Here is a 19,015-nt window from a genome sequence, read left to right on the forward strand (position 1 = left end):
ATCCTTTTATGCGTCTCATTAATAGCGTCTTGTAGTCTCATAGTAAAATAGCCCATCTACTTATTAGATGGGCTATTTTATTACTTTTATTGAGTTTTTGCCTTAACTGACTGGCATTAGCCATCTGGCTGCCTTTTTTATTGAGAATATATTGGAGGATTCTCTTTAAAATTGATTTCGCTAATTATAATTTATAGCGCTTGCGTTGGCTCGGTATCTTCTTCGCTTTCTGATAACGCTTCTTCTTGTAGGGCTGCTTCTTCATCTAGCATAGCTTGCTGCAAATCTTGTTGTTGCATCGCTGCTTCATCATCTTGCATGGCTTGTTGTTGCATTGCTGCTTCTGGATTTTGCATTGCGGCTTGTTGTGCCTGCATGTCTTCTTGCATGGTATTTTGAATTGTCGCTTGCTCAGCTTGTAGCTCAGTAGTCATTGGCTGTTGGCTAGCAAGATTATTAACCTGTGCTCTTTTGATCGTTTGAGTTTCGCTTAACTGAAATGGATTAGAGTGATCGGCTGCGACTTCATTTGTAGGAGTGCCTTCAGATTCGAGGGTGGTTGCAGTGGCTGCATCTTCTACTGCTTCGCTATCAGTAGGGGCTGCCATAGCCAAACTTGGGATAGTGAGCGCTGCGCCCATAAGTAACGATAAAGATAGAGTACTTTTTTTCATTAATCCATTCCTTAATTTACAATCTTATAATGTCAGTTTAAGGGGTTTTAAACTTGACGCTTATATTGAGTATTGTTGTATAAAATAAAATTGCTATACCAATTCATTTAGTATTTCGCATTTATATATTTAATATATCTAACATTAAACCTATAGACAAAATAAAATCATGATAACCATTGAACGATTATCATGATTGATTTGGTTAAAGAGTTTTATAAGCTGAACTGGGTCAGTGATAAAAATCTAATAGGAGAATAGCAACTAAATAAGCATGGGTTCAGTAGCGCATCGATTAAAACTCTCACAGAGCGGTGTATGTAAGTGAGTTTGTGCAACTATTGTAGCGTTATTGTCAGGCTCGACAAAAGGAAAGCAAAAAAGACATTTTGCTTTCCTTTCTAATTTTAAAGACCGTATGGTTAATACTCAATTATCAACATTCTATTCAACGATCACATATTTACCGGTTCTTGGATCGACCACGCGTTGCTGGGTATTATTGTCCGGCACGCGAATCACAGGAAAGGTTTGGCTGATTTCGGTATCTTCAAGGACGCTGCTATCTGCTTCTTCACCAACGATGACGGCACGATTAGCTCCATCTTCTACCGCAATTACTGTACCGTTTGCGGTATTCACCCGTTTAATTTGGTCTTCTGGCGCAATGATGACTTCTTTTACACGATACTTAGCAGGGCGGATAACGCGGGTAGTTTCGACAACGACTGGCTCCATACTGCGCTCTTCAGTGATGGCAACTTGAGGTTCTGGCGCTGGCGCTTCAGTTTCTTTAGCACCGCCTACAACAGGGGTAGGAAATTTAGCGCCAAAGTGGTTATCGCACTGCTGCATGCTGAGTCGTACCGGATTACCGGCTTTGTCCATATAGACGTTGACGGGCATATCAGCAGCAATAGGCACGTATTTACCCACTAAAGGACCTGAGACACCATAGCGGCCGTTTGACTGTCCAACGCCCAAATCACAAGCACCGGCTGAATAATCACTGGCTTGTAAATTATTACTATTGAACACGGTTTGAGGAATCATGACCTCAGACAAACGCATTTTTTTAATCGATGCTTCGCCTGCCTGCATCTTTGGTTTTTGGTAAGTATAAGGCGTATAAAATTTTGCCGAACCATCTTTGACCGCCATGACACATTCATCGTAGCTGTCGTAACCAACGTTACCATGGTTATCAGTCGTCATACCAGCGTTGGCGGTACTCGCAAACATGGTGACACCGGATGTCAAAACTGCGGCTGTTAATACATTTAATTTCATAGTCATTCCCTCTTAGTTGTTATTAATGTAGTTATTGTTAATATGTCTCTTTGGGCTCATTGAACTTAGGCTTGGTCTACAAAGTCCGTGCCATAACCTGTTTAATCCTACGTGAGTTGTAGCAATATGGCTGTGACATTAGTCTGGAAATGTGTAGCTTAATGTATTGAAAAAGGGCAAAGGGGCAACATCGTTTACCAAAGAAATACGCTTTTATCGTTTATTAACATTTGTCTAAAACTTGAAGAGTAACGAGGTAAAGAATATAAGTAATAAAAAACCGCCTCTTGCTACCAAGAAGCGGTCGTTACTGGCTTAGTTAAAGTCATACTCAATTAGCTAAATCTTGTTTTAATCTTAACTATAGTTACTATTAATCTTTTACTACTTCAAAGCTGAGACCAGAATGTTCCTCTAAACGTTCAATTAAGCGATCACCCATCGCCGAAGCAGGCGTCCAAAAACCACCGCCGACGTCGTCTTTACTGATATCTTGCGCGAGACATAAAGCTGCCTGCGCCAACATACGCGAGGTGCTGCCGTAACCAGGGTCTTTATCGCCAGTCACTTTGGTATTGATGGTATCGTTGTTGGCAGTTTCACCAAACAAGCGAATATCAAAGTAGCCGTTTTCTTGTTCTTCTTTAGAAGGACCTGAGCCAGATTTAGGCAGCACATGTTTAGATAACAGCTCGCGACTTGGTTTAATCATCATGGCGGTGGCAAAACCCATTAAGCCTGCGCTCATCGCGTAGCTTGATAATTTACCTTTTACGCCGTCTTTCATCCACATCGCTTCGTCATACTTAAAGTCGCGACCATATTCATAGCCAAGCAGCTGGTTACTGCGATGCACAATGCGAGTATTGATGCTGGCCATGACAAATGGTGCCAGCCAGCGTTTGTGCTTGTCATCGTATTCTGGCTTGCTGACATTATCTTGGCGCACGTTTGGTGCATCTTTGTCGTCGTTGAGCAGATAAGGGTTTGCCACTTGCTTACGGCGTGATTTGTCTTGACCAACTTCTTCAAAAATCGTCGCCATCGACGCAATCGTGCCGCCAGATAAACCACCTTTTGCCGCTTTGACGCGCATATGAATCACATCACAAGCGCGACCGAATTTTTCTTGTGCTTGCTGCTGAGTAAAGTAAACGCCCAAATCCGACGGAATAGAGTCAAAGCCGCATGAGTTGACGATACGCGCGCCGCTTTGCTTGGCGGCGTCCTGATATTTATCCATCATATCTTTGATGAATATCGCTTCGCCAGTCAGATCGACATAATCGGTGCCATTATTAGCGCAAGATTTAATCAATGGCTCACCGTATTTTAGGTAAGGGCCAACGGTTGAGATAATAACTTGGGCTTGTTTGGTCATCTTATCGAGGCTAGCAGCATCGTTACTATCAGCAATGATAATATCGACTTTACTAGCAAGCTTAGACTGTAGCTCATTGAGCTTTTCTTCATCACGACCGGCTATCGCCCACGTGACATTCTCGCCATTTTTATCTTTAGCATTCGATAAAAATTCTGTTAAATAATGCGCCGTAATCTGACCTACAAAACTGGTCGCACCGTACAAAACTACCGCGTAAGGACGCTTCTCACTAGGGTTTGCAGGCTCTTGATTGGTTGATGCTTGTTTTGATGCCGCTGTTTCGTTTGAGTTTTCCGTATTCATAGTTATTTTCCTTATTAAATAGCGATTATTGTGAAATTGCTAAATCGCTGTTTTTATTCATTATGCAACTGACATTAGATATGTAATCTGCAGAAAGTAGCCGATTTAGGTTTATAGCAGATTTTGTCATAAAAATGAGCGAATTTAAGTAACTATTCACTATCTCTACACATAAGTCTTGGAAAGCCAAGTAAAAACTTAAAAATGGTAAGATTTGCTACAAAGTTTACATAACCTATCGACATTATTACCAAAATGAACGTCTTTTAGAAGAAATCATTGCTAATCTATATTTGTACGCAGTAATAAGTTGTATCAAAACAAAAAGAAGATTTTCAGGAAGAAAAGAGTGCAGTGGTAAAACGGTTGATTGATAAATAGGTTATTAATAACCAAAACTACTAGCTGTATATCTAGTTTCTAACCATAATTTGAGGAGAATATTATGTTTCGTTGGGCCATTATTTTTGCGGTAATCGCGTTGATTGCAAGTTTCCTAGGTTTTGGCGGTGTCGCTGGTCTATCGGCAAACTTTGCTTATATCCTACTAGCCATTGCTGTGATTCTATTCATTGTCGCATTTGTTAGTCGCCGTATGTAATAGAGAACAGTGACTGCTTAGGTCGTAATTTTCCATATTGGTAATAAGAAAAAGTCCTCGATTGAGGACTTTTTTTATGGCTAAAATTTGACTATTTTGATTACTTTTGGTACCAAACGTCTTATGCGGTTCTAGAAAGTTTTAGGCTGGATAATATGTTCCATACGTTTTGCAAGGCGAATATCTAGGCTTGTGATACCACCCGTATCGTGCGTGGTCAGGCGGACATCAACAACGTTATAAGTATTACTCCATTCAGGGTGATGTTCGAGCGCTTCGGCATAAAAAGCGGCTTGATTCATAAAGCTCATCGCTTCAATAAAATCGCTGAAATGATAGCTTTTGACGATACTATTGCCGTCGCGCCGCCAGCCAGCCAAGTCTTCCAATTGTAAGTCGATTTGTTGGTTAGATAAACTACTCATGGTGATATCCTTTATTATTATTAGGGAGGGTTATCGGTTTGCGGGTTTTTATTTCACTTTACATATCTTCTCTTGCCCAATGTCATGATAAAAAACACATAGGACAAAAAACCCACCTAATTCTGATTGTCTTTATTACATCATTGCAAGCAAAAATATAATAATTATCGTCAGATAAATAGGAGGGTAGTCGTACGTTTTAGCGCTTAAACCAAGATAAGGCTTTTATAGCATAATTACTACTATATAGTTACTACTATAAAGCTTTATCTATTATTGGCTTGTTTTGTTAAGCTTAAAGCAATCTTTTATATTCAGGGTGTTTATCGATATATGAGGCGACAAACGAGCACTGTGGCACCACTTTTTTGTTATTATCCTGCGCGTAGTTTAAGGCATGCTTAACCAGTGCAGACCCAACACCGCGACCACCCAATTCTTGTGGTACGATCGTATGGTCGTATACCAGTTGATCGCCACGTTCTTGATAGCTGATATAACCCATATGACCGTCGATTGACGTTTCAAAACGCTTGGCTTGCTCATTGTGTACAATATCTAGATTCTGTTTGTCGTTATTACTCATAGAAATTCTCCATTATCGATATTTATAATTATTTCTAGCTTTTAATTAGCTAATTATTAATTAAGTGATCATTATCTATTCACTTTTTAATATCTTATCCTAGGTATTGTGAGCTTTTTTAAATGAATTTTCTAGTCATTTACCGTAAGGCTAGATAGGGCGAATGTTAATAGCCTTACTTTAATTCAAACGTCACGACATGACTTTGTAAGGCGTGATTTCGCATAAAGGTATTGGCAGAGAAAGCTACTAAAACAGACAGCTAAGCGTAAAAAGCCTGCAAAAAAAGTTAAAAGGCATATAAAGACAGGTAAAACAGTCCGTTAGCTTGCAGGGGTTGCGCCACAATGCGATAATGGTAAACAATTTATAACCCTGATTTTTGAGGCGCAGTCCATTTGGCATGATTGCTAAGTCTGGTTTGCACGTCTCGTCTATGCAGTCTATCGGAGTGTTAATGGCTCAATATATCTACACGATGAACAACGTGTCAAAACTTGTTCCACCTAAGCGCGAGATTTTAAAAAACATCAATCTGTCGTTTTTTCCTGGCGCCAAAATCGGTGTTTTAGGTATTAACGGTTCAGGTAAATCAACTTTGCTACGTATCATGGCGGGCGTGGATAAAGACTTTAGCGGCGAAGCGCGCGCGCAAGCAGGTACGAAGGTTGGTTATCTACCGCAGGAACCACAGCTTGATGACAGTAAAGATGTCCGCGGCAACGTCGAAGATGGTATGCGTGAAGCTTTAGATGCGCTGTCACGCCTCGATGCCATTTATGCAGAATATGCTGAACCTGATGCCGACTTTGATAAGCTTGCCGAAGAACAAGGCAAAATGGAAGACATCATTCAAGCATGGGATGCGCATAATTTAAATACCCAGCTAGAAAAAGCTGCTGATGCGCTACGTTTACCGCCATGGGATGCGGACGTTAGCAAACTATCAGGTGGTGAAAAACGCCGTGTGGCACTATGTCGTCTGCTGTTGTCACGTCCTGATATGCTGTTACTTGACGAACCGACCAACCATTTGGACGCTGAATCGGTTGCTTGGCTTGAGCAATTCTTGCAGAACTATAGCGGTACCATCGTCGCCATTACCCATGACCGTTATTTCTTGGATAACGTTGCTCAGTGGATTTTGGAGCTTGACCGTGGCCATGGCTATCCGTACGAAGGCAACTATACGGAGTGGCTCGAGCAAAAGAACACCCGTTTAGAGCAGCAAAATAAACAAGAAGAATCGTTTGCGAAAGCGCTGAAAAAAGAGCTTGAGTGGATTCGTAAAAACCAAAAAGGTCAGCAAGCCAAGTCTAAATCACGCGTGCAGCGTTTTGAGGAATTGAACTCAAAAGAGTTCCAGCAGCGTAATGAGACCTCTGAGATTTATATTCCACCGGGTCCTCGTTTGGGTAATAAAGTCATCGAAGTCAACGATATCTCTAAATCGTTTGGTGATCGTCTGCTTTATGAAAACTTAAGCTTTAACGTCCCAGCAGGCGCTATTGTTGGTATCATCGGTCCAAACGGTGCGGGTAAAACCACGCTATTTAACATGATTACCGAGCGTGATACGCCAGATACCGGCTCAGTCGATTTGGGTGAAAGTGTCAAAGTCGCTTATGTCGGACAGGTACGTGATAACTTAGATGACAAAAAGACTGTTTGGGAAGAAGTCTCTGACGGCCTCGATATCATCAAAGTAGGCGACTATGAAACCCCAAGCCGCGCTTATATCGGCCGCTTTAACTTTAAAGGTTCAGACCAACAAAAGCATGTCGGTCAATTATCAGGTGGTGAGCGTAACCGTTTACAACTTGCTAAGACACTAAAACAGGGCGCTAACGTCTTGCTCCTTGATGAACCATCAAACGATTTGGATATCGAAACCTTACGTGCGCTAGAGGATGCCATTCAAGTATTCCCAGGTACGGTGATGGTGGTGTCGCATGATCGCTGGTTCCTTGACCGTATCGCGACCCATATTTTGGCATTCGAAGATGAAGGCCCAGTTTGGTTCGATGGTAACTATTCTGAGTTTGAAACCTATCGCAAAAAAACCATGGGTGATGATGCCAGTCCGAAGCGTATGAAGTATAAAAAGATTTCTACCTAGAATCTTTGCTAAAAACTTTGTTTGTCATAAGTGTTTTTAGACAATAATTTAGATATAAAAAAAGACCTCTAATCTATTAGAGGTCTTTTTTTACGTTCAGCTTTTACGTTGCTTTATGAACGCTTACGGCCAAACTTACGCTGCTTTTTATTGCTAATTTCAGTAATGGCGTGGGCAATTTCTTCTTCATTGAGGCTCGCCACTTGCTGCAAGATTTGCATCATATCAGGACTCAGGACATATTTTGCATGATGGGCAATATTATCGATACGCTGATCGAAAATTAAGATGCCAGTTTCTTCATCTTTTTGCAGATAATCAAGACGAATCAAGGCACCGATAAAGCTGGTGAATAGCGCACGGTCAAAGAAGTCAGGAATGTCGTCAGCATACAGTACTGATAAACGCTGACCAAGCAAATGACAGAGGTCAACAACTTCGTTTTCGGTTAGATTGCCTGAGCCTTGCTGAGCGAGTAGCGCAAGGGTCATAAAGTAACGCTCAAGGCTTTGTTCAACTGGCGTCGCCAGTACTTGTAGCTGCTGATAGCATTTGCTATTGGTCTCAGGGACGCTCAACATACCATCGCTTAATTCTACAATCAGGCCACTTGCAAGCAGGCTATCGACTTTTTTATTCAGGGTCTCTTGAAGACCATGCGCTGAATAATAGAGGAACAGCTCGCTTTGTAAGAATGGATATAACTGCTCGGCGATACTATTGAGACGGCTGCGCTCAATGCGACCGTTGCGCGCGACCAGAGCGGATAAGAAAGACAATAAAATAAAGACATGCAGGATATTATTGCGGAAATAGCTTAGTAGCGCCGCCTGTTTACCAGCAACCTGGATAATATCACCCAAGATATGCGGTATGCGTTCGATAAGTTTTAGTTTAATACCATAATCGATGATTTGCTGCGGCGTCATATCGGTGATAATCGTATCATCAGAGTAGGGCAAATGCTGAGCCAGACCTTGATAAAGGGCGATTTGCTCACGGCAAATATCTTCATCAAGCGCCGCCTTTGGTGCCGATAATAATACCAATGACAACAGCGACACTGGAGTGATGACCGCCGCCTTATTGATATGCTGCATGACTTTGACGCCGATATTATCCACCATGGCGCTGGTTTTATCATCGAGTGGCGTGTCGGTACGATCGGCAGGTAAGCTGTTGGCCGGCACATCGAATTTTTGCATAAAGTCGCTAAGATGCAGCGGCGTGCCAAAGCTTAAATGTACATTACCAAAGATACGCTCAATCTTACGGCCAACTTTGAGGAGACCTATTAGCGATTCTGACTCTTTTGGCTTGCCTTTTAGCTCGCCCACATAAGTGCCACCCTCCATGATACGCTCGTAACCGATATAGGTCGGTATAAACACCACAGGTTTATTGGTTCGGCGTAACTGGCTATGTACCGTCATCGCTAGCATACCCATTTTCGGTGGCAGCAGTCGTCCTGAACGCGAGCGTCCGCCTTCGATAAAGTACTCAATCGGGGTGTTACGGGTAATCAGCGTGTGCATATATTCACGCAGTACCGCAGTATATAGCGCGTTGCCACGGAAGCTGCGACGAATATAAAAAGCAACCGCGCCGCGCAATAATGGCCCTAATACTGGTACATCCAAATTATCACCTGCGGCAACATAAGGAATGCTTAAGCCGCGCATATAAATGACGTAGGACAGCAGCAAGTAGTCGACATGACTGCGGTGACAAGGCACATAAATAAGCTCATAATCAGCGGCCAGCTCACGTACCCGCTCAAAGTGATGCACTTCTACGCCATCATAAAGCTGCGTCCACAACCACGTCAGGAACTTATAAAAGCCGCGCACGATAGAGTGTGAGTAATCATTGACCATTTCATTGGCGTAGCCTTTGGCTAACATCCGCGCTTCCCGCACACTGGTGCCTGACGCTGCCGCTTCTGCTTCTATTGCATGTTTGATAGCAGGCGAATAAACCAATTTGTCGACCAAGTTACGTCTGTCCGACAAGTCGGGGCCGAGCATGCTGGCGCGCTGTTTATCCAAATAAATATTAAGCTGCTGTTGTAATGAGCGCACCAGCTCGCGATTGCCATCGGCTGACGCAACCATGGCAAAGCTTGGCGCTATATCATTTACCTTATTAGCATCATTCACTTTATTAGCATCATTTGCCGTATCAGCTTGCGCGGTGTTTTGTACGGTATTGGTTTCGCTAGCAACAGAATCAAAGATAGAAAATCCTTCGCCATCACCTTGTAAGCTGTCATGAATAAGGCTGCGTAAATCTTGTGGCGGATGGAACTGAACAAAGGTATCGCGTCCCATCACCCCGATATTAAATAACTGCTTGGTGATGCTAGGATCTTCCCAGTTATCGGCGGTCAATAATTTAAATAACGAGTCTTCTTTTTCTGGCGCGCGTCCCCACAGGATCGACACTGGCACCAAACGCACTTGTAATTCTGGATGTTGTAAGACCGCGGCAACCAGACGCGATAGGCGAGGTGACAACTGGCTATCTTTGGCATGCGGGTGATGTAAAAAGATAATGGCGGCATTTTCTTTAACATCATGAGTAATATCTTGCACACCGACCAAGGCGGGTGGCAGATTGTGCTCTTGCGTCTGTAGGTCAATCAAAATACTGTTGGAGCGCGAATAATCTTGCAGCACATAAAATCTAAGGATATTGTCGTCATCGTCGAATTCTGGCAACTCGCCCAAAAGCTTTGGCTTCACAGCCACATCAAGCAGCTGACCCGATAGTTTGCGATAGAGCTGGTTAATCGGCGCATTGGCATAAAGGGTTGAGGCAACCGGCAGCATCTCAGCCTCGAATTCTGGGGTTGAGGTTGTATGGTCAGTTGCGACGGGCGCTTTAAAAATCCGTTTTTTTAAGAACTTCGGTATCATAATCAGTATCAAAATTAGTCAAATGTGGTGAGCTTATGATGCCATAAAAGCCATCAAAGCGATATATGGTGTCTGTATATACTGCCAATATTAATCTCATAACGGCATAGAATACTGGTTTAAATGCCAGAGAATATTTAACAAGCCAACCGTTAAAAGGCGAAATTATTTAAAGTCAGAGGTAGAAAAATCTGCGATTTCGCGCAATACTGTATGGCATTAAATCAAAATATTTACATTCAAATCTATGTAGAATTTTATCTTTTAACTTCATTATTCTAAGCCAAAATATTATGACCCCTGCTATCAAACTTGCCAAACAGCAAAGCCTTGATTATAAGTTGCATGAATATACTCACGACAGCGCCGCCGCCTCTTTCGGGCTAGAAGCAGTAGAAAAACTGGGCATTACTGCCGAGCGTGTGTTTAAAACCTTGGTGGTGACAACCGACGCAGGCGCGCTGGCCGTAGCGATTTTGCCGGTCGATAAAACCCTAAATTTTAAAAAAGTGGCGAAGGCTTTATCGAGCAATAAAATGCTGGCTTGTAAAAAAGTACAAATGGCTGAGCCTAAATTGGTCGAACGGTCGACGGGTTATGTGCTCGGTGGCGTTAGCCCATTGGGGCAAAAAAAGCGCCTACCGACGCTTATCCATGCCGCCGCGCAACAGCAAGCGACTATCTATGTGAGTGGCGGTCGCCGAGGTCTAGAGATTGAGTTGCCACCTGAGCAATTAGCGACCACGCTTAACGCGCGCTTTGTAGATATCATCGATGATTAGTATTTAAGAAGAATTTTACACGCCGTTTATTCTGCGCCTTTGTCATTTGCTCTCAATAGTGTTTGCGCTGCTTATTAGTAGAATTGCTATTTTTAAATAAGGATGTTACCCATGCCGCATTTAACCATTCAAGTGACGCCAAACGTCACGATTACTCATGAAGAATCATTTCTAAAAGCATTAAATCAAGCACTATGGGACAGTGGACACTTTGGTAAACCTGCTGATATAAAAGCCCGTATCGTACCGATTGAGACGTTTTTGGTTGGCGTGGAAGATGACGAGCAGCGCAACGGCTTTGTTTATGCGCATCTAAAAATTATGAGCGGCCGTGACGAAGTCATACGCCATCAACTCGCTGGATTATTGACGGCTGCTATAGAGGAAAGCTTGAATGCACAGCAATCAGGACGCGCCGACATCCAAATCTGTGTTGAGGTCGAAGAGCTCAGCGCGATTTATCATAAAAAAATGCTGAGCTAAACGTTAGGCTCAATTGTTTATAAGAGTGATTTATAAAAATAACAGACCAGCTATTTATCTGCACATAGCGACTTACTGGCAAACTTAGGCAGTACCATGACCTCAGCTTTATAACCAGCGGTTTCACCGTGAGTCGCCATCAAATTGCGGGCGATACGTAAGCGATATTCGCCAGTTGCGGGTAGGCAGCCTTGGTAAATAATCCCGCCTTTGGTGCCATCATATTTACCATTTGGCATATGTAGGACGCCGACATTGGCGGTCTCAGACGTGCCAGTAAGCGGCGCAATATTAATGATGGCATATTGCGCAGCGGCGGCATTAAAACGATACCAGCGCTCCTGTTCGTTAGGTTTTAATTTACCCGTAACCACGCTACTAATAGCGCCTTTGGCAAAATGAATGGGGGTGTCACTGGTTTTAGCCATCGCGCTATGGGCGCCAACGCTGATTAATGCGGCACTCAATAATAGCGTTTTTAGCGCTCGTGTACTTGATAAAGTGGTTCTGTTATTAATCGACAACATCATTGCTTCCTTATCAAATTATATTTTATCAGCTGTCTATTATTTGCATGTCTATTACTTGATGACTATGGTTCTAGTATCTTCTCTGACTTTATATTAAACATAAAAAAGCGCCTAATGAATAGGCGCTTTTCTTGTTAATTATTTGCTTGATTGTGAAGTAATCTTAATCCTAGTCTAGGAAAGCAAAGTTATCGATTGCCATTGCCGTCATGCTCTCGCTTGGAGCAACCATACTTTCAGCATGGCCTGAGGTACGTGGTAAGATTTTATCAAAGTAAAATTCAGCCGTTTGAATCTTAGCTTTGTAGAATTCTGGTGACTCAGTGCCACCGTTTTCAAGCTTGTCATAAGCGACCGCCGCCATGCGCGCCCAGTGATAACCCATCATCACATAGCCTGAGTACATCAAAAAGTCATCTGATGCCGCAGAGATGATTTCACGGTCTTTACGCGCCATCAGCATCAAGCGTACGGTCAAGGTGTTCCACTCAGCACATAGTTTGGTCAGCGCCCAAACGAATTTACGCATGTCTTTATCAAGCGCATACTCGCCGCACCATTTCATAATGCTTGAGGTGTAATCACGGATGATTTTACCTTTAGATTGCAAGATAACTTTACGACCGAGTAAGTCAAGCGCCTGTACGCCAGTGGTACCTTCGTACATCGTCGCAATACGTGCATCACGAGCGATAAGCTCCATGCCCCATTCTTTGATATAGCCGTGACCACCGTAGATTTGCTGACCGTGTTTGGCCGCTTCAATACCAAGCTCAGTTAAAAAGCCCTTTAGGATAGGCGTATAAAAGCCCAATTTGTCATCCCATTTTTCAAACTCGGCGTCATCACCGTTTGCAACGCCTTGAGACATTTTGTCGGCATAGCGCGCTGAGTGATAAATCATTGAGCGACCGCCTTCAGCAAAGGCTTTTTGGGTCAATAGCATACGGCGTACGTCGGCATGATGAATAATCGCATCAGCCACTTTTTCAGGGTCTTTCGTGCCTGATAGCGTACGCATAGAGCGACGGTCTTTAGCGTATGGTAGGGCGTTTTGGAAAGACAATTCAGTGTGCGCCAAACCTTGAATACCAGTACCGATACGAGCAGTGTTCATAAAGGTGAACATCGCTTTCAAGCCTTTATTTGGCTCACCAATTAAGTAACCAACTGCGTCATCGAAGTTTAAAACACAAGTTGACGATGAGCTGATACCCATTTTGTGCTCGATAGAGCCACAAACCACGCCATTACGCTCGCCAGATTCACCTTCAGCATTTGGCAAGAATTTTGGTACGATGAACAATGAGATACCGCGTGTGCCTTCTGGCGCATTTGGTAGACGAGCTAAAACGATATGGACGATATTGTCGGTTAAGTCATGCTCGCCACTTGAGATAAAAATCTTGGTACCGCTGATTTTATAAGTACCGTCATCTTGCGGGATGGCTTTTGATTTAACCTGACCCAAGTCAGTACCACACTGCGGCTCAGTCAAACACATGGTGCCCGACCACGTACCTTCAACCAATTTAGGTAAATAAATCGCTTTTTGCTCGTCGGTACCGTACTGTAGTAAGGTGTTGATACAACCAGTTGATAGGCCAGGATACATCGCCCAAGGCCAGTTAGCCGTACCCATCATTTCAGACTTAATAAGGTTGATTGACATCGGTAAGTTCATACCGCCGTACTCTTCAGGGTACGAAATACCTTGCCAGCCGCCTTCGACGAACTGGTCATAAGCTTCTTTAAAACCTTTAGGCGTAGTGACCACACCATTTTCAAAATGACAGCCTTCTTCATCCGCTGGCTGGTACAAAGGCGCTAAGACATTTTCAGCAAAGTCAGCAAAGCCTTGCAAAATCATATCGACGGTTTCAGGATCGGCGTTTTCGCCATTGTCTAGGCTTTTATAATGCGTTTGATAGTCAAAAACATCATTTATCAAAAACTTGATATCACGCAAAGGTGCTTTGTAAGTTAACATAGTCGCTCTCTTTGATTATTTCATTAGCATAGTTCGTTAGCATAGACTGTCGGCTCATTAATTGAGCTATGGTTCATGTAAACGGGAGTTTAATTATCTGGGATAAAGGCAGACAATATTACAGGTCGTCATCTAAGTTTATTAAGAACAGCTTGTCCATTTTGATAACCGTTAAGGCATCCTTGATAAAAAACAGCTGTCATAGCATTGAGGTCAGTATAAATCTTCTATAGCCACAAATATACAACCGATAACTAATATTCATAATATATTAAAAAACATAAAAATTTAAGTTATAAATATAAATGGTTATTTATTTATAAATAGGCATCAATAAGTCCAACTTTATAAAGAACCATAGTTTTAATATAGGTTGTAGCATAAGTTTCAGTATAGACAGCGGGATAGACGCAAAACAACCGTTAAGTGTATGAGTTGCGTGCCCAAACAGAATAAAGGAACACAATTTATGAGCGCACCAAAGCGCAATTTAGCATACCAAACAGAGCAGAAAAAGACGCCAGTATTTTGGCTAATGGCAGTAGTTGGGCGGTTAAAAAAACTCATCGATGGTGAGCTTAACCATTTATTAACCGTAAACCGTAGCAAACGACCGTGGCACATGCCGATTATCGCTGCAATTACCATTAGCTTTCCGGTATTTGTTGGGGCGTACTTTGATGCTCTGCCGTCTGGTATTAAAGCGTCACTAGGGGCGATGGTTATTTTAAATACACCGTTAGCAGGTAAGCTGCCGTTTCGTTTGGTGACGGTGATGGCGTGGGGGTTTGCCATGTCGCTGTGTTTTGCGCTGGGCCTGATAGCGCAGCAAATTCCGCCATTAAAATTGCCGATATTTACCTTGATGGCGTTTGGTATTGTAATTTTTGGGCGCTACTATCGTCAGCCGCCGCCCGCAGGTTTGTTTGTGATGATGGCGGGGGCGATTGCGCTATTTATCCCCCTGCCTTTAGAAGATGCCATGCCAGCCACGGGTTTGGTGATGCTCGGTAGTGGTTTTGCTTTGGTGATGGCGCTGCTATATTCGCTGCTTTTATTGGCGACGCGCCCAGCGACCCCGACCCCGACCTATAGCTATGAGCCCGATACCATTACGGAGAGTGTGATTGTCGCCGGTTTTGTCAGTCTATCCTTAGTCATCGCGCTGAGCTTAAATTTATCAAATCCCTATTGGGCAGCAGTCAGCTGTTTTTTGATTATCCAAGGTATTCATTTGCGTACCATGTGGATTAAGCAAATCCATCGTTTGCTTGGCACCATGGTTGGCGTTGGGCTGGCGGGATGGATGCTGGCGTGGGGTTTGCCGATATGGGGCGTGGCGCTGGCGATATTAAGCTTAATGCTGTGTATTGAAACCTTGGTCGACCGCCATTATGGCTTGGCAGTGATATTTATCACACCGCTGACGATATTCATCGCCGAATACGGTAGTGGGTTGCCGTTTACTGAGCAAGCTTATCAAGAGGTCATTTTAGCGCGTTTGTTTGATACCATGATTGGCTGCGTGGTGGGGCTAAGCGGCGGGGTGGTGATGCATTCGACCGATTTACGCGTGCCGCTGCGCCGGATGGAGAATTGGCTGCTGGCGCGTTTTAGCTAAATTTTTTAGCAGATAAAAAGCTGTATGATTTCTATTCATATGGCTTTTTTAGTCGCGGTTTAAGCTGTTCATTCAATGTACTTATAAACTGTCGATGACTTGCGCAACATCGACTTTATGTTCTGTCCAACGCTCAAAACTTAACGCTGCCTGCCCGATAAGCATGCCATAACCGTCTGACGTTTGTGCGCCGCGCTTGGTAAAATGCTGCAAAAACGGCAGCTCACGTCCATACATCATATCGTAAGCATAATGGCCGTCTAGTTGGTCGCTAAGCGGCAGCGTATCGCCCGTTAGCCCAATCGAGGTAGCATTGATAATGATATCAAACTCACCGCTTAGCGTTTCAGTGCTACAGGTTTTAATCTGCTGCTTAGCAATTGTCTCACTTGCAGCGCTTAGCTCAGTAACCAAATTTATCGCTTTATTTAATGTACGATTGGCAAGGGTAAGCTCGCTGATACCCGCTTCAATCAATGGCAATATCACCCCGCGCGCCGCGCCGCCTGCGCCGATTATTGCCACACGCGCGCCCTTTAGCGGCCAATCTAAACTTGTCATGTGATTGACCAACCCTTGGCCATCGGTATTATCGCCATATATCGCCTCGGCTATCGGTGTGCCATTTTTTAACAACGTTTTATTGATCAACAAAGTATTAACAGCGCCTGCAACCTTAGCGTGTTCAGACAAGCCGCCACGCGCCGCGCAGCACTGATAAGCTACTTGCTTAAAGGGCACAGTCACGTTAGCACCAACGCCGCCGCCCTGAAAAAATGCCTCAATCACCGCAGTAAAGCTGGCTACATCATCAGGGCAATACTGGCGCTGATAGCTAGTCTCTAAGCCTGTCTGCACAGCGAACTGCGTATGGATTTCAGGGGATTTGCTGTGGGCAATCGGATTGCCTATAACGATAAAATGCTGGGTCATAAAGGGTCCGCTGCTTGTAAAGGGTGAAATATAGGCAAAATCGACAGGTGAGAAGTTATCAATAAAAAAGTGGCCGTTTAATTATCTTATGCAATGTCATTTAATAAATCCTACTTATCATAGGGGATAACGTTAACTTTCACAAACCTATACTAAACCAACTAAGCTAAGCCAATTATGCTAAGTCAATAAAAGGGCAAAAACTGAGCGAATAATTGGCCAGACAGATCACGCCTTTATCTCGTGAGGTCTTTAACAAATCTGTACTCTGCCGGAGCGGTAAGTGTAAGGTAAAAGCTAGTCAAGTGTTAAGCAGTTGGGTAAACTAGGGAGCATGAAGATTTCAGTCCGTCTTGCATTTTACGATAATTAAAAGGCAACATGTAACAATTTGACTGCTACCAAAGCCTATAACCAATAAATTATATAACTATAAAAGTTTAACAGACATTTTTCATTATCAGCGGCAGCAAACCCCGCTCGTTAATACCGTTTTTGGATCTCTTTAAAAGTGTGAGTACATTGCCCATGTGGAATAAAAGCCTACAGACCTTGATGGTCAGTACGATAATGGCAGTTGGCGTGTCTTTGAGCGCCTGTAATAGCAATACAGAAAGCGATACCGCCGCCAAAGAAGCAGGCGCTGATAATAGCGAGCAGACCACCGCTGCAACCTCCAAAGCAGAAAACCCTAATGCCAACACTGATCTTGATGGCGCAACAGCTGCGCAAGGAACGCCAGTCAAATACGATATCGCCTCGTGGGGCACTGCCAAAGTAACCCCCTTAAGTATCGATGAGATTAAAAAGATACAATCAGCCTTTGGTAAAGTGGTCAGCACCGACGAAAATAGCTTGGACTATGCCAGTAATCCGGCGTCCAAATATCGCTTTATGCAGGATGATGCGCCGTATTTGGACCTGATTGATTCTGAAAAATACCTCGAGCTTGGCTGGTATTTTGCCAATCCTACCGACTCTGATAAAGAAAAAGAAATCAGTCAAAACCATGCCAAAAAAGCTTATCAACTGGCGCGTCAATTAATGGGCGATGAAGGCGGCAAGCTGGTCGCTGATATGCTCGGCGGTCAAATCGCCAAAAATAAAACCATCGGCGGTCAAAAAGTAGAGTTGGCAAAATGCGAGTTTTATAGCTGTATGCTGGTGATTAATAAATCCGCTTCTCAAACCGCTGATAAATAAGTAGGGCTGGCCTGAATGTCGCCCAATAGCTGGATATGTTTGCATCCGTCAAATGCTACACAGACCACGGTATCGTTAGACAATCGCGGGTTGGCATACGGTGATGGTTTTTTTACCACTATGGGCGTCATCGATGGGCAGATACTGTGGTTGGACTATCATCAGCAGCGCCTTGTCTCGCATGCGGTAGCCTTGCAACTTCAGCTGGACAGTTTTTCATTATTAATGGCGTTAAAAACACATGCCAAGCAATTACAGCAAGGTATGCTAAAACTTATAATCACGCGCGCCGAGCAAGAAGTCCGTGGTTATGGTTATACACCAAATACTGGTGGCGGCAGTGCGTGCGAGATTTGGCTTAAATCCTCACCGATGGCCATTACTACCGCACGATCGCTGCCACTCGCTGATGGGCAATTTATCCCGCTACAACCTGCCGCGAGCGCCATTTGCTTATCCTCTCAAATTGCTTGTTTGCCGCCAACGCTTGCTGGACTTAAAAGCTTAAATCGCCTCGATAATGTGCTGGCAAGTGGCGAGCTGCAAGCTATCAAAGCTAAGACATTGGCAGACACTATCAAGCCAAGCATCGCCGAAGGTCTGCTACGCGATATAAGCGGGCATTGGGTTGAGGGCACGATGAGTAATGTGTTTTATCAATTAGTAGAAGAGCCAGTCGCAAAATCGTCCAATCGTCCACACTCTCAAAACAACAGCAACAGCAATTATTTAACCCAAGGTCAATGGTATACGCCGTCGATGGCGCAATCGGGCGTTGCTGGCGTGATGCGGCAAGTGATTATCGATACATTATCGACTAGCAATAACCCCGTTATCATCAGGTCGTTACAAGATGAGGATTTACCCCATTTAAGCCAGCTATTCTTTTGTAATGCGCTGCGCGGTATTATGCCCATGAGTAGTCTGAGGTTATTGTCGGGTGAAGTGGTGAGTTTTGAAGCGATTTAACTGTATTTAAAGAATATTAAATTTGGTATCAATAACCCCAGTTCGGGATAAGCCACATTGTAACTCATTGATACTATTTACAATATGGCTACCTGTCCCTGCTGAGGCATGTTTTTGATGGTGGGTTTATAGGGAAACCAGCAATAAGCAATCAAACCTGACAGCAAGTTTGTGATAAACCCCGTGACACTACGATGGCGTGAG

Annotated in this window: 16 protein-coding genes and 1 pseudogene; 7 read left to right on the forward strand and 10 right to left on the reverse strand. The window is 43.6% G+C overall.

The window, feature by feature from the left end; translation table 11 throughout:
• Positions 1–191 precede the first annotated feature (191 nt).
• The 3 genes from A7325_RS09900 to A7325_RS09910 form a co-directional block, all read right to left on the reverse strand.
• Entirely contained in the window at positions 192–674 is a 483-nt protein-coding gene (locus A7325_RS09900; RefSeq protein WP_068407715.1) for a hypothetical protein, read from the reverse strand.
• A gap of 444 nt (positions 675–1,118) precedes the next feature.
• Positions 1,119–1,964, reverse strand: a complete 846-nt coding sequence (locus A7325_RS09905) for a hypothetical protein (protein ID WP_068407719.1) — start codon at positions 1,962–1,964, stop codon at positions 1,119–1,121.
• Positions 1,965–2,337: 373 nt separating this feature from the next.
• Positions 2,338–3,651: a saccharopine dehydrogenase family protein gene (locus A7325_RS09910; RefSeq protein WP_068407721.1), complete on the reverse strand. Its 1,314-nt coding sequence runs from the start codon at positions 3,649–3,651 to the stop codon at positions 2,338–2,340.
• Positions 3,652–4,096: 445 nt separating this feature from the next.
• Between A7325_RS09910 and A7325_RS09915 the strand changes: the two genes are divergently transcribed.
• Positions 4,097–4,252: a DUF1328 domain-containing protein gene (locus A7325_RS09915; protein WP_068407724.1), complete on the forward strand. Its 156-nt coding sequence runs from the start codon at positions 4,097–4,099 to the stop codon at positions 4,250–4,252.
• Between the two features lie 131 nt (positions 4,253–4,383).
• Here the strand turns inward: A7325_RS09915 and A7325_RS09920 are convergent, their stop codons facing one another.
• Both A7325_RS09920 and A7325_RS09925 read right to left on the reverse strand, forming a co-directional pair.
• Positions 4,384–4,677: a 4a-hydroxytetrahydrobiopterin dehydratase gene (locus A7325_RS09920; protein ID WP_068407727.1), complete on the reverse strand. Its 294-nt coding sequence runs from the start codon at positions 4,675–4,677 to the stop codon at positions 4,384–4,386.
• A 295-nt stretch (positions 4,678–4,972) separates the two neighbouring features.
• Positions 4,973–5,263, reverse strand: coding sequence for a GNAT family N-acetyltransferase (locus tag A7325_RS09925; RefSeq protein ID WP_068407730.1), 291 nt, complete (start codon positions 5,261–5,263; stop codon positions 4,973–4,975).
• A 457-nt stretch (positions 5,264–5,720) separates the two neighbouring features.
• Between A7325_RS09925 and ettA the strand changes: the two genes are divergently transcribed.
• The gene (gene ettA, locus A7325_RS09930; protein ID WP_068407755.1) at positions 5,721–7,382 is read left to right on the forward strand and encodes an energy-dependent translational throttle protein EttA; all 1,662 of its coding nucleotides are present in this window, start codon (positions 5,721–5,723) and stop codon (positions 7,380–7,382) included.
• Positions 7,383–7,495: 113 nt separating this feature from the next.
• On the opposite strand, the gene plsB is transcribed toward ettA, so the two are convergent.
• Positions 7,496–10,300, reverse strand: coding sequence for a glycerol-3-phosphate 1-O-acyltransferase PlsB (plsB, locus tag A7325_RS09935; RefSeq protein ID WP_068407733.1), 2,805 nt, complete (start codon positions 10,298–10,300; stop codon positions 7,496–7,498).
• A gap of 293 nt (positions 10,301–10,593) precedes the next feature.
• Here plsB and ybaK point away from each other — a divergent pair, with 293 nt between their 5' ends.
• Both ybaK and A7325_RS09945 read left to right on the forward strand, forming a co-directional pair.
• On the forward strand, positions 10,594–11,082 hold the full coding sequence (gene ybaK / locus A7325_RS09940) for a Cys-tRNA(Pro) deacylase (protein WP_068407735.1): 489 nt from the start codon (positions 10,594–10,596) through the stop codon (positions 11,080–11,082).
• Positions 11,083–11,193: 111 nt separating this feature from the next.
• Positions 11,194–11,565, forward strand: coding sequence for a 5-carboxymethyl-2-hydroxymuconate Delta-isomerase (locus A7325_RS09945; protein ID WP_068407738.1), 372 nt, complete (start codon positions 11,194–11,196; stop codon positions 11,563–11,565).
• Positions 11,566–11,615: 50 nt separating this feature from the next.
• Here the strand turns inward: A7325_RS09945 and A7325_RS09950 are convergent, their stop codons facing one another.
• Positions 11,616–12,092 carry a hypothetical protein gene (locus A7325_RS09950; RefSeq protein WP_068407740.1) on the reverse strand — a complete coding sequence of 159 codons (477 nt, stop codon included), beginning with the start codon at positions 12,090–12,092 and terminating at the stop codon, positions 11,616–11,618.
• A 172-nt stretch (positions 12,093–12,264) separates the two neighbouring features.
• Positions 12,265–14,085 (reverse strand): acyl-CoA dehydrogenase C-terminal domain-containing protein, encoded by a 1,821-nt coding sequence (locus A7325_RS09955; RefSeq protein ID WP_068407742.1) that lies wholly within the window; start codon positions 14,083–14,085, stop codon positions 12,265–12,267.
• A gap of 469 nt (positions 14,086–14,554) precedes the next feature.
• Between A7325_RS09955 and A7325_RS09960 the strand changes: the two genes are divergently transcribed.
• Positions 14,555–15,706, forward strand: coding sequence for an FUSC family protein (locus tag A7325_RS09960; protein ID WP_068407744.1), 1,152 nt, complete (start codon positions 14,555–14,557; stop codon positions 15,704–15,706).
• An 81-nt stretch (positions 15,707–15,787) separates the two neighbouring features.
• On the opposite strand, the gene aroE is transcribed toward A7325_RS09960, so the two are convergent.
• Entirely contained in the window at positions 15,788–16,639 is an 852-nt protein-coding gene (gene aroE / locus A7325_RS09965) for a shikimate dehydrogenase (RefSeq protein WP_068407745.1), read from the reverse strand.
• Positions 16,640–17,152: 513 nt separating this feature from the next.
• Here aroE and A7325_RS09970 point away from each other — a divergent pair.
• Positions 17,153–17,842, forward strand: a complete 690-nt coding sequence (locus tag A7325_RS09970; RefSeq protein ID WP_313493668.1) for a hypothetical protein — start codon at positions 17,153–17,155, stop codon at positions 17,840–17,842.
• A gap of 15 nt (positions 17,843–17,857) precedes the next feature.
• Positions 17,858–18,811: an aminotransferase class IV gene (locus A7325_RS09975; RefSeq protein WP_068407752.1), complete on the forward strand. Its 954-nt coding sequence runs from the start codon at positions 17,858–17,860 to the stop codon at positions 18,809–18,811.
• A 77-nt stretch (positions 18,812–18,888) separates the two neighbouring features.
• Here A7325_RS09975 and A7325_RS13780 read toward each other — a convergent pair.
• Positions 18,889–19,015: pseudogene (locus A7325_RS13780) on the reverse strand (IS982 family transposase); the annotation flags it as partial.

It is taken from the genome of Psychrobacter sp. SHUES1, assembly GCF_001652315.1.
Lineage (GTDB): Bacteria > Pseudomonadota > Gammaproteobacteria > Pseudomonadales > Moraxellaceae > Psychrobacter > Psychrobacter faecalis.

What these genes read in the sequence shown, in the direction of transcription:
- aroE (WP_068407745.1), bottom strand. Translation starts at nt 16,639, where the DNA reads ATGACCCAGCATTTTATCGTTATAGGCAATCCGATTGCCCACAGCAAA.
- plsB (WP_068407733.1), bottom strand. Translation starts at nt 10,300, where the DNA reads ATGATACCGAAGTTCTTAAAAAAACGGATTTTTAAAGCGCCCGTCGCA.
- A7325_RS09900 (WP_068407715.1), bottom strand. Translation starts at nt 674, where the DNA reads ATGAAAAAAAGTACTCTATCTTTATCGTTACTTATGGGCGCAGCGCTC.
- A7325_RS09950 (WP_068407740.1), bottom strand. Translation starts at nt 12,092, where the DNA reads ATGTTGTCGATTAATAACAGAACCACTTTATCAAGTACACGAGCGCTA.
- A7325_RS09920 (WP_068407727.1), bottom strand. Translation starts at nt 4,677, where the DNA reads ATGAGTAGTTTATCTAACCAACAAATCGACTTACAATTGGAAGACTTG.
- ettA (WP_068407755.1), top strand. Translation starts at nt 5,721, where the DNA reads ATGGCTCAATATATCTACACGATGAACAACGTGTCAAAACTTGTTCCA.
- A7325_RS09905 (WP_068407719.1), bottom strand. Translation starts at nt 1,964, where the DNA reads ATGAAATTAAATGTATTAACAGCCGCAGTTTTGACATCCGGTGTCACC.
- A7325_RS09915 (WP_068407724.1), top strand. Translation starts at nt 4,097, where the DNA reads ATGTTTCGTTGGGCCATTATTTTTGCGGTAATCGCGTTGATTGCAAGT.
- A7325_RS09925 (WP_068407730.1), bottom strand. Translation starts at nt 5,263, where the DNA reads ATGAGTAATAACGACAAACAGAATCTAGATATTGTACACAATGAGCAA.
- A7325_RS09960 (WP_068407744.1), top strand. Translation starts at nt 14,555, where the DNA reads ATGAGCGCACCAAAGCGCAATTTAGCATACCAAACAGAGCAGAAAAAG.
- A7325_RS09910 (WP_068407721.1), bottom strand. Translation starts at nt 3,651, where the DNA reads ATGAATACGGAAAACTCAAACGAAACAGCGGCATCAAAACAAGCATCA.
- ybaK (WP_068407735.1), top strand. Translation starts at nt 10,594, where the DNA reads ATGACCCCTGCTATCAAACTTGCCAAACAGCAAAGCCTTGATTATAAG.
- A7325_RS09975 (WP_068407752.1), top strand. Translation starts at nt 17,858, where the DNA reads ATGTCGCCCAATAGCTGGATATGTTTGCATCCGTCAAATGCTACACAG.
- A7325_RS09955 (WP_068407742.1), bottom strand. Translation starts at nt 14,085, where the DNA reads ATGTTAACTTACAAAGCACCTTTGCGTGATATCAAGTTTTTGATAAAT.
- A7325_RS09945 (WP_068407738.1), top strand. Translation starts at nt 11,194, where the DNA reads ATGCCGCATTTAACCATTCAAGTGACGCCAAACGTCACGATTACTCAT.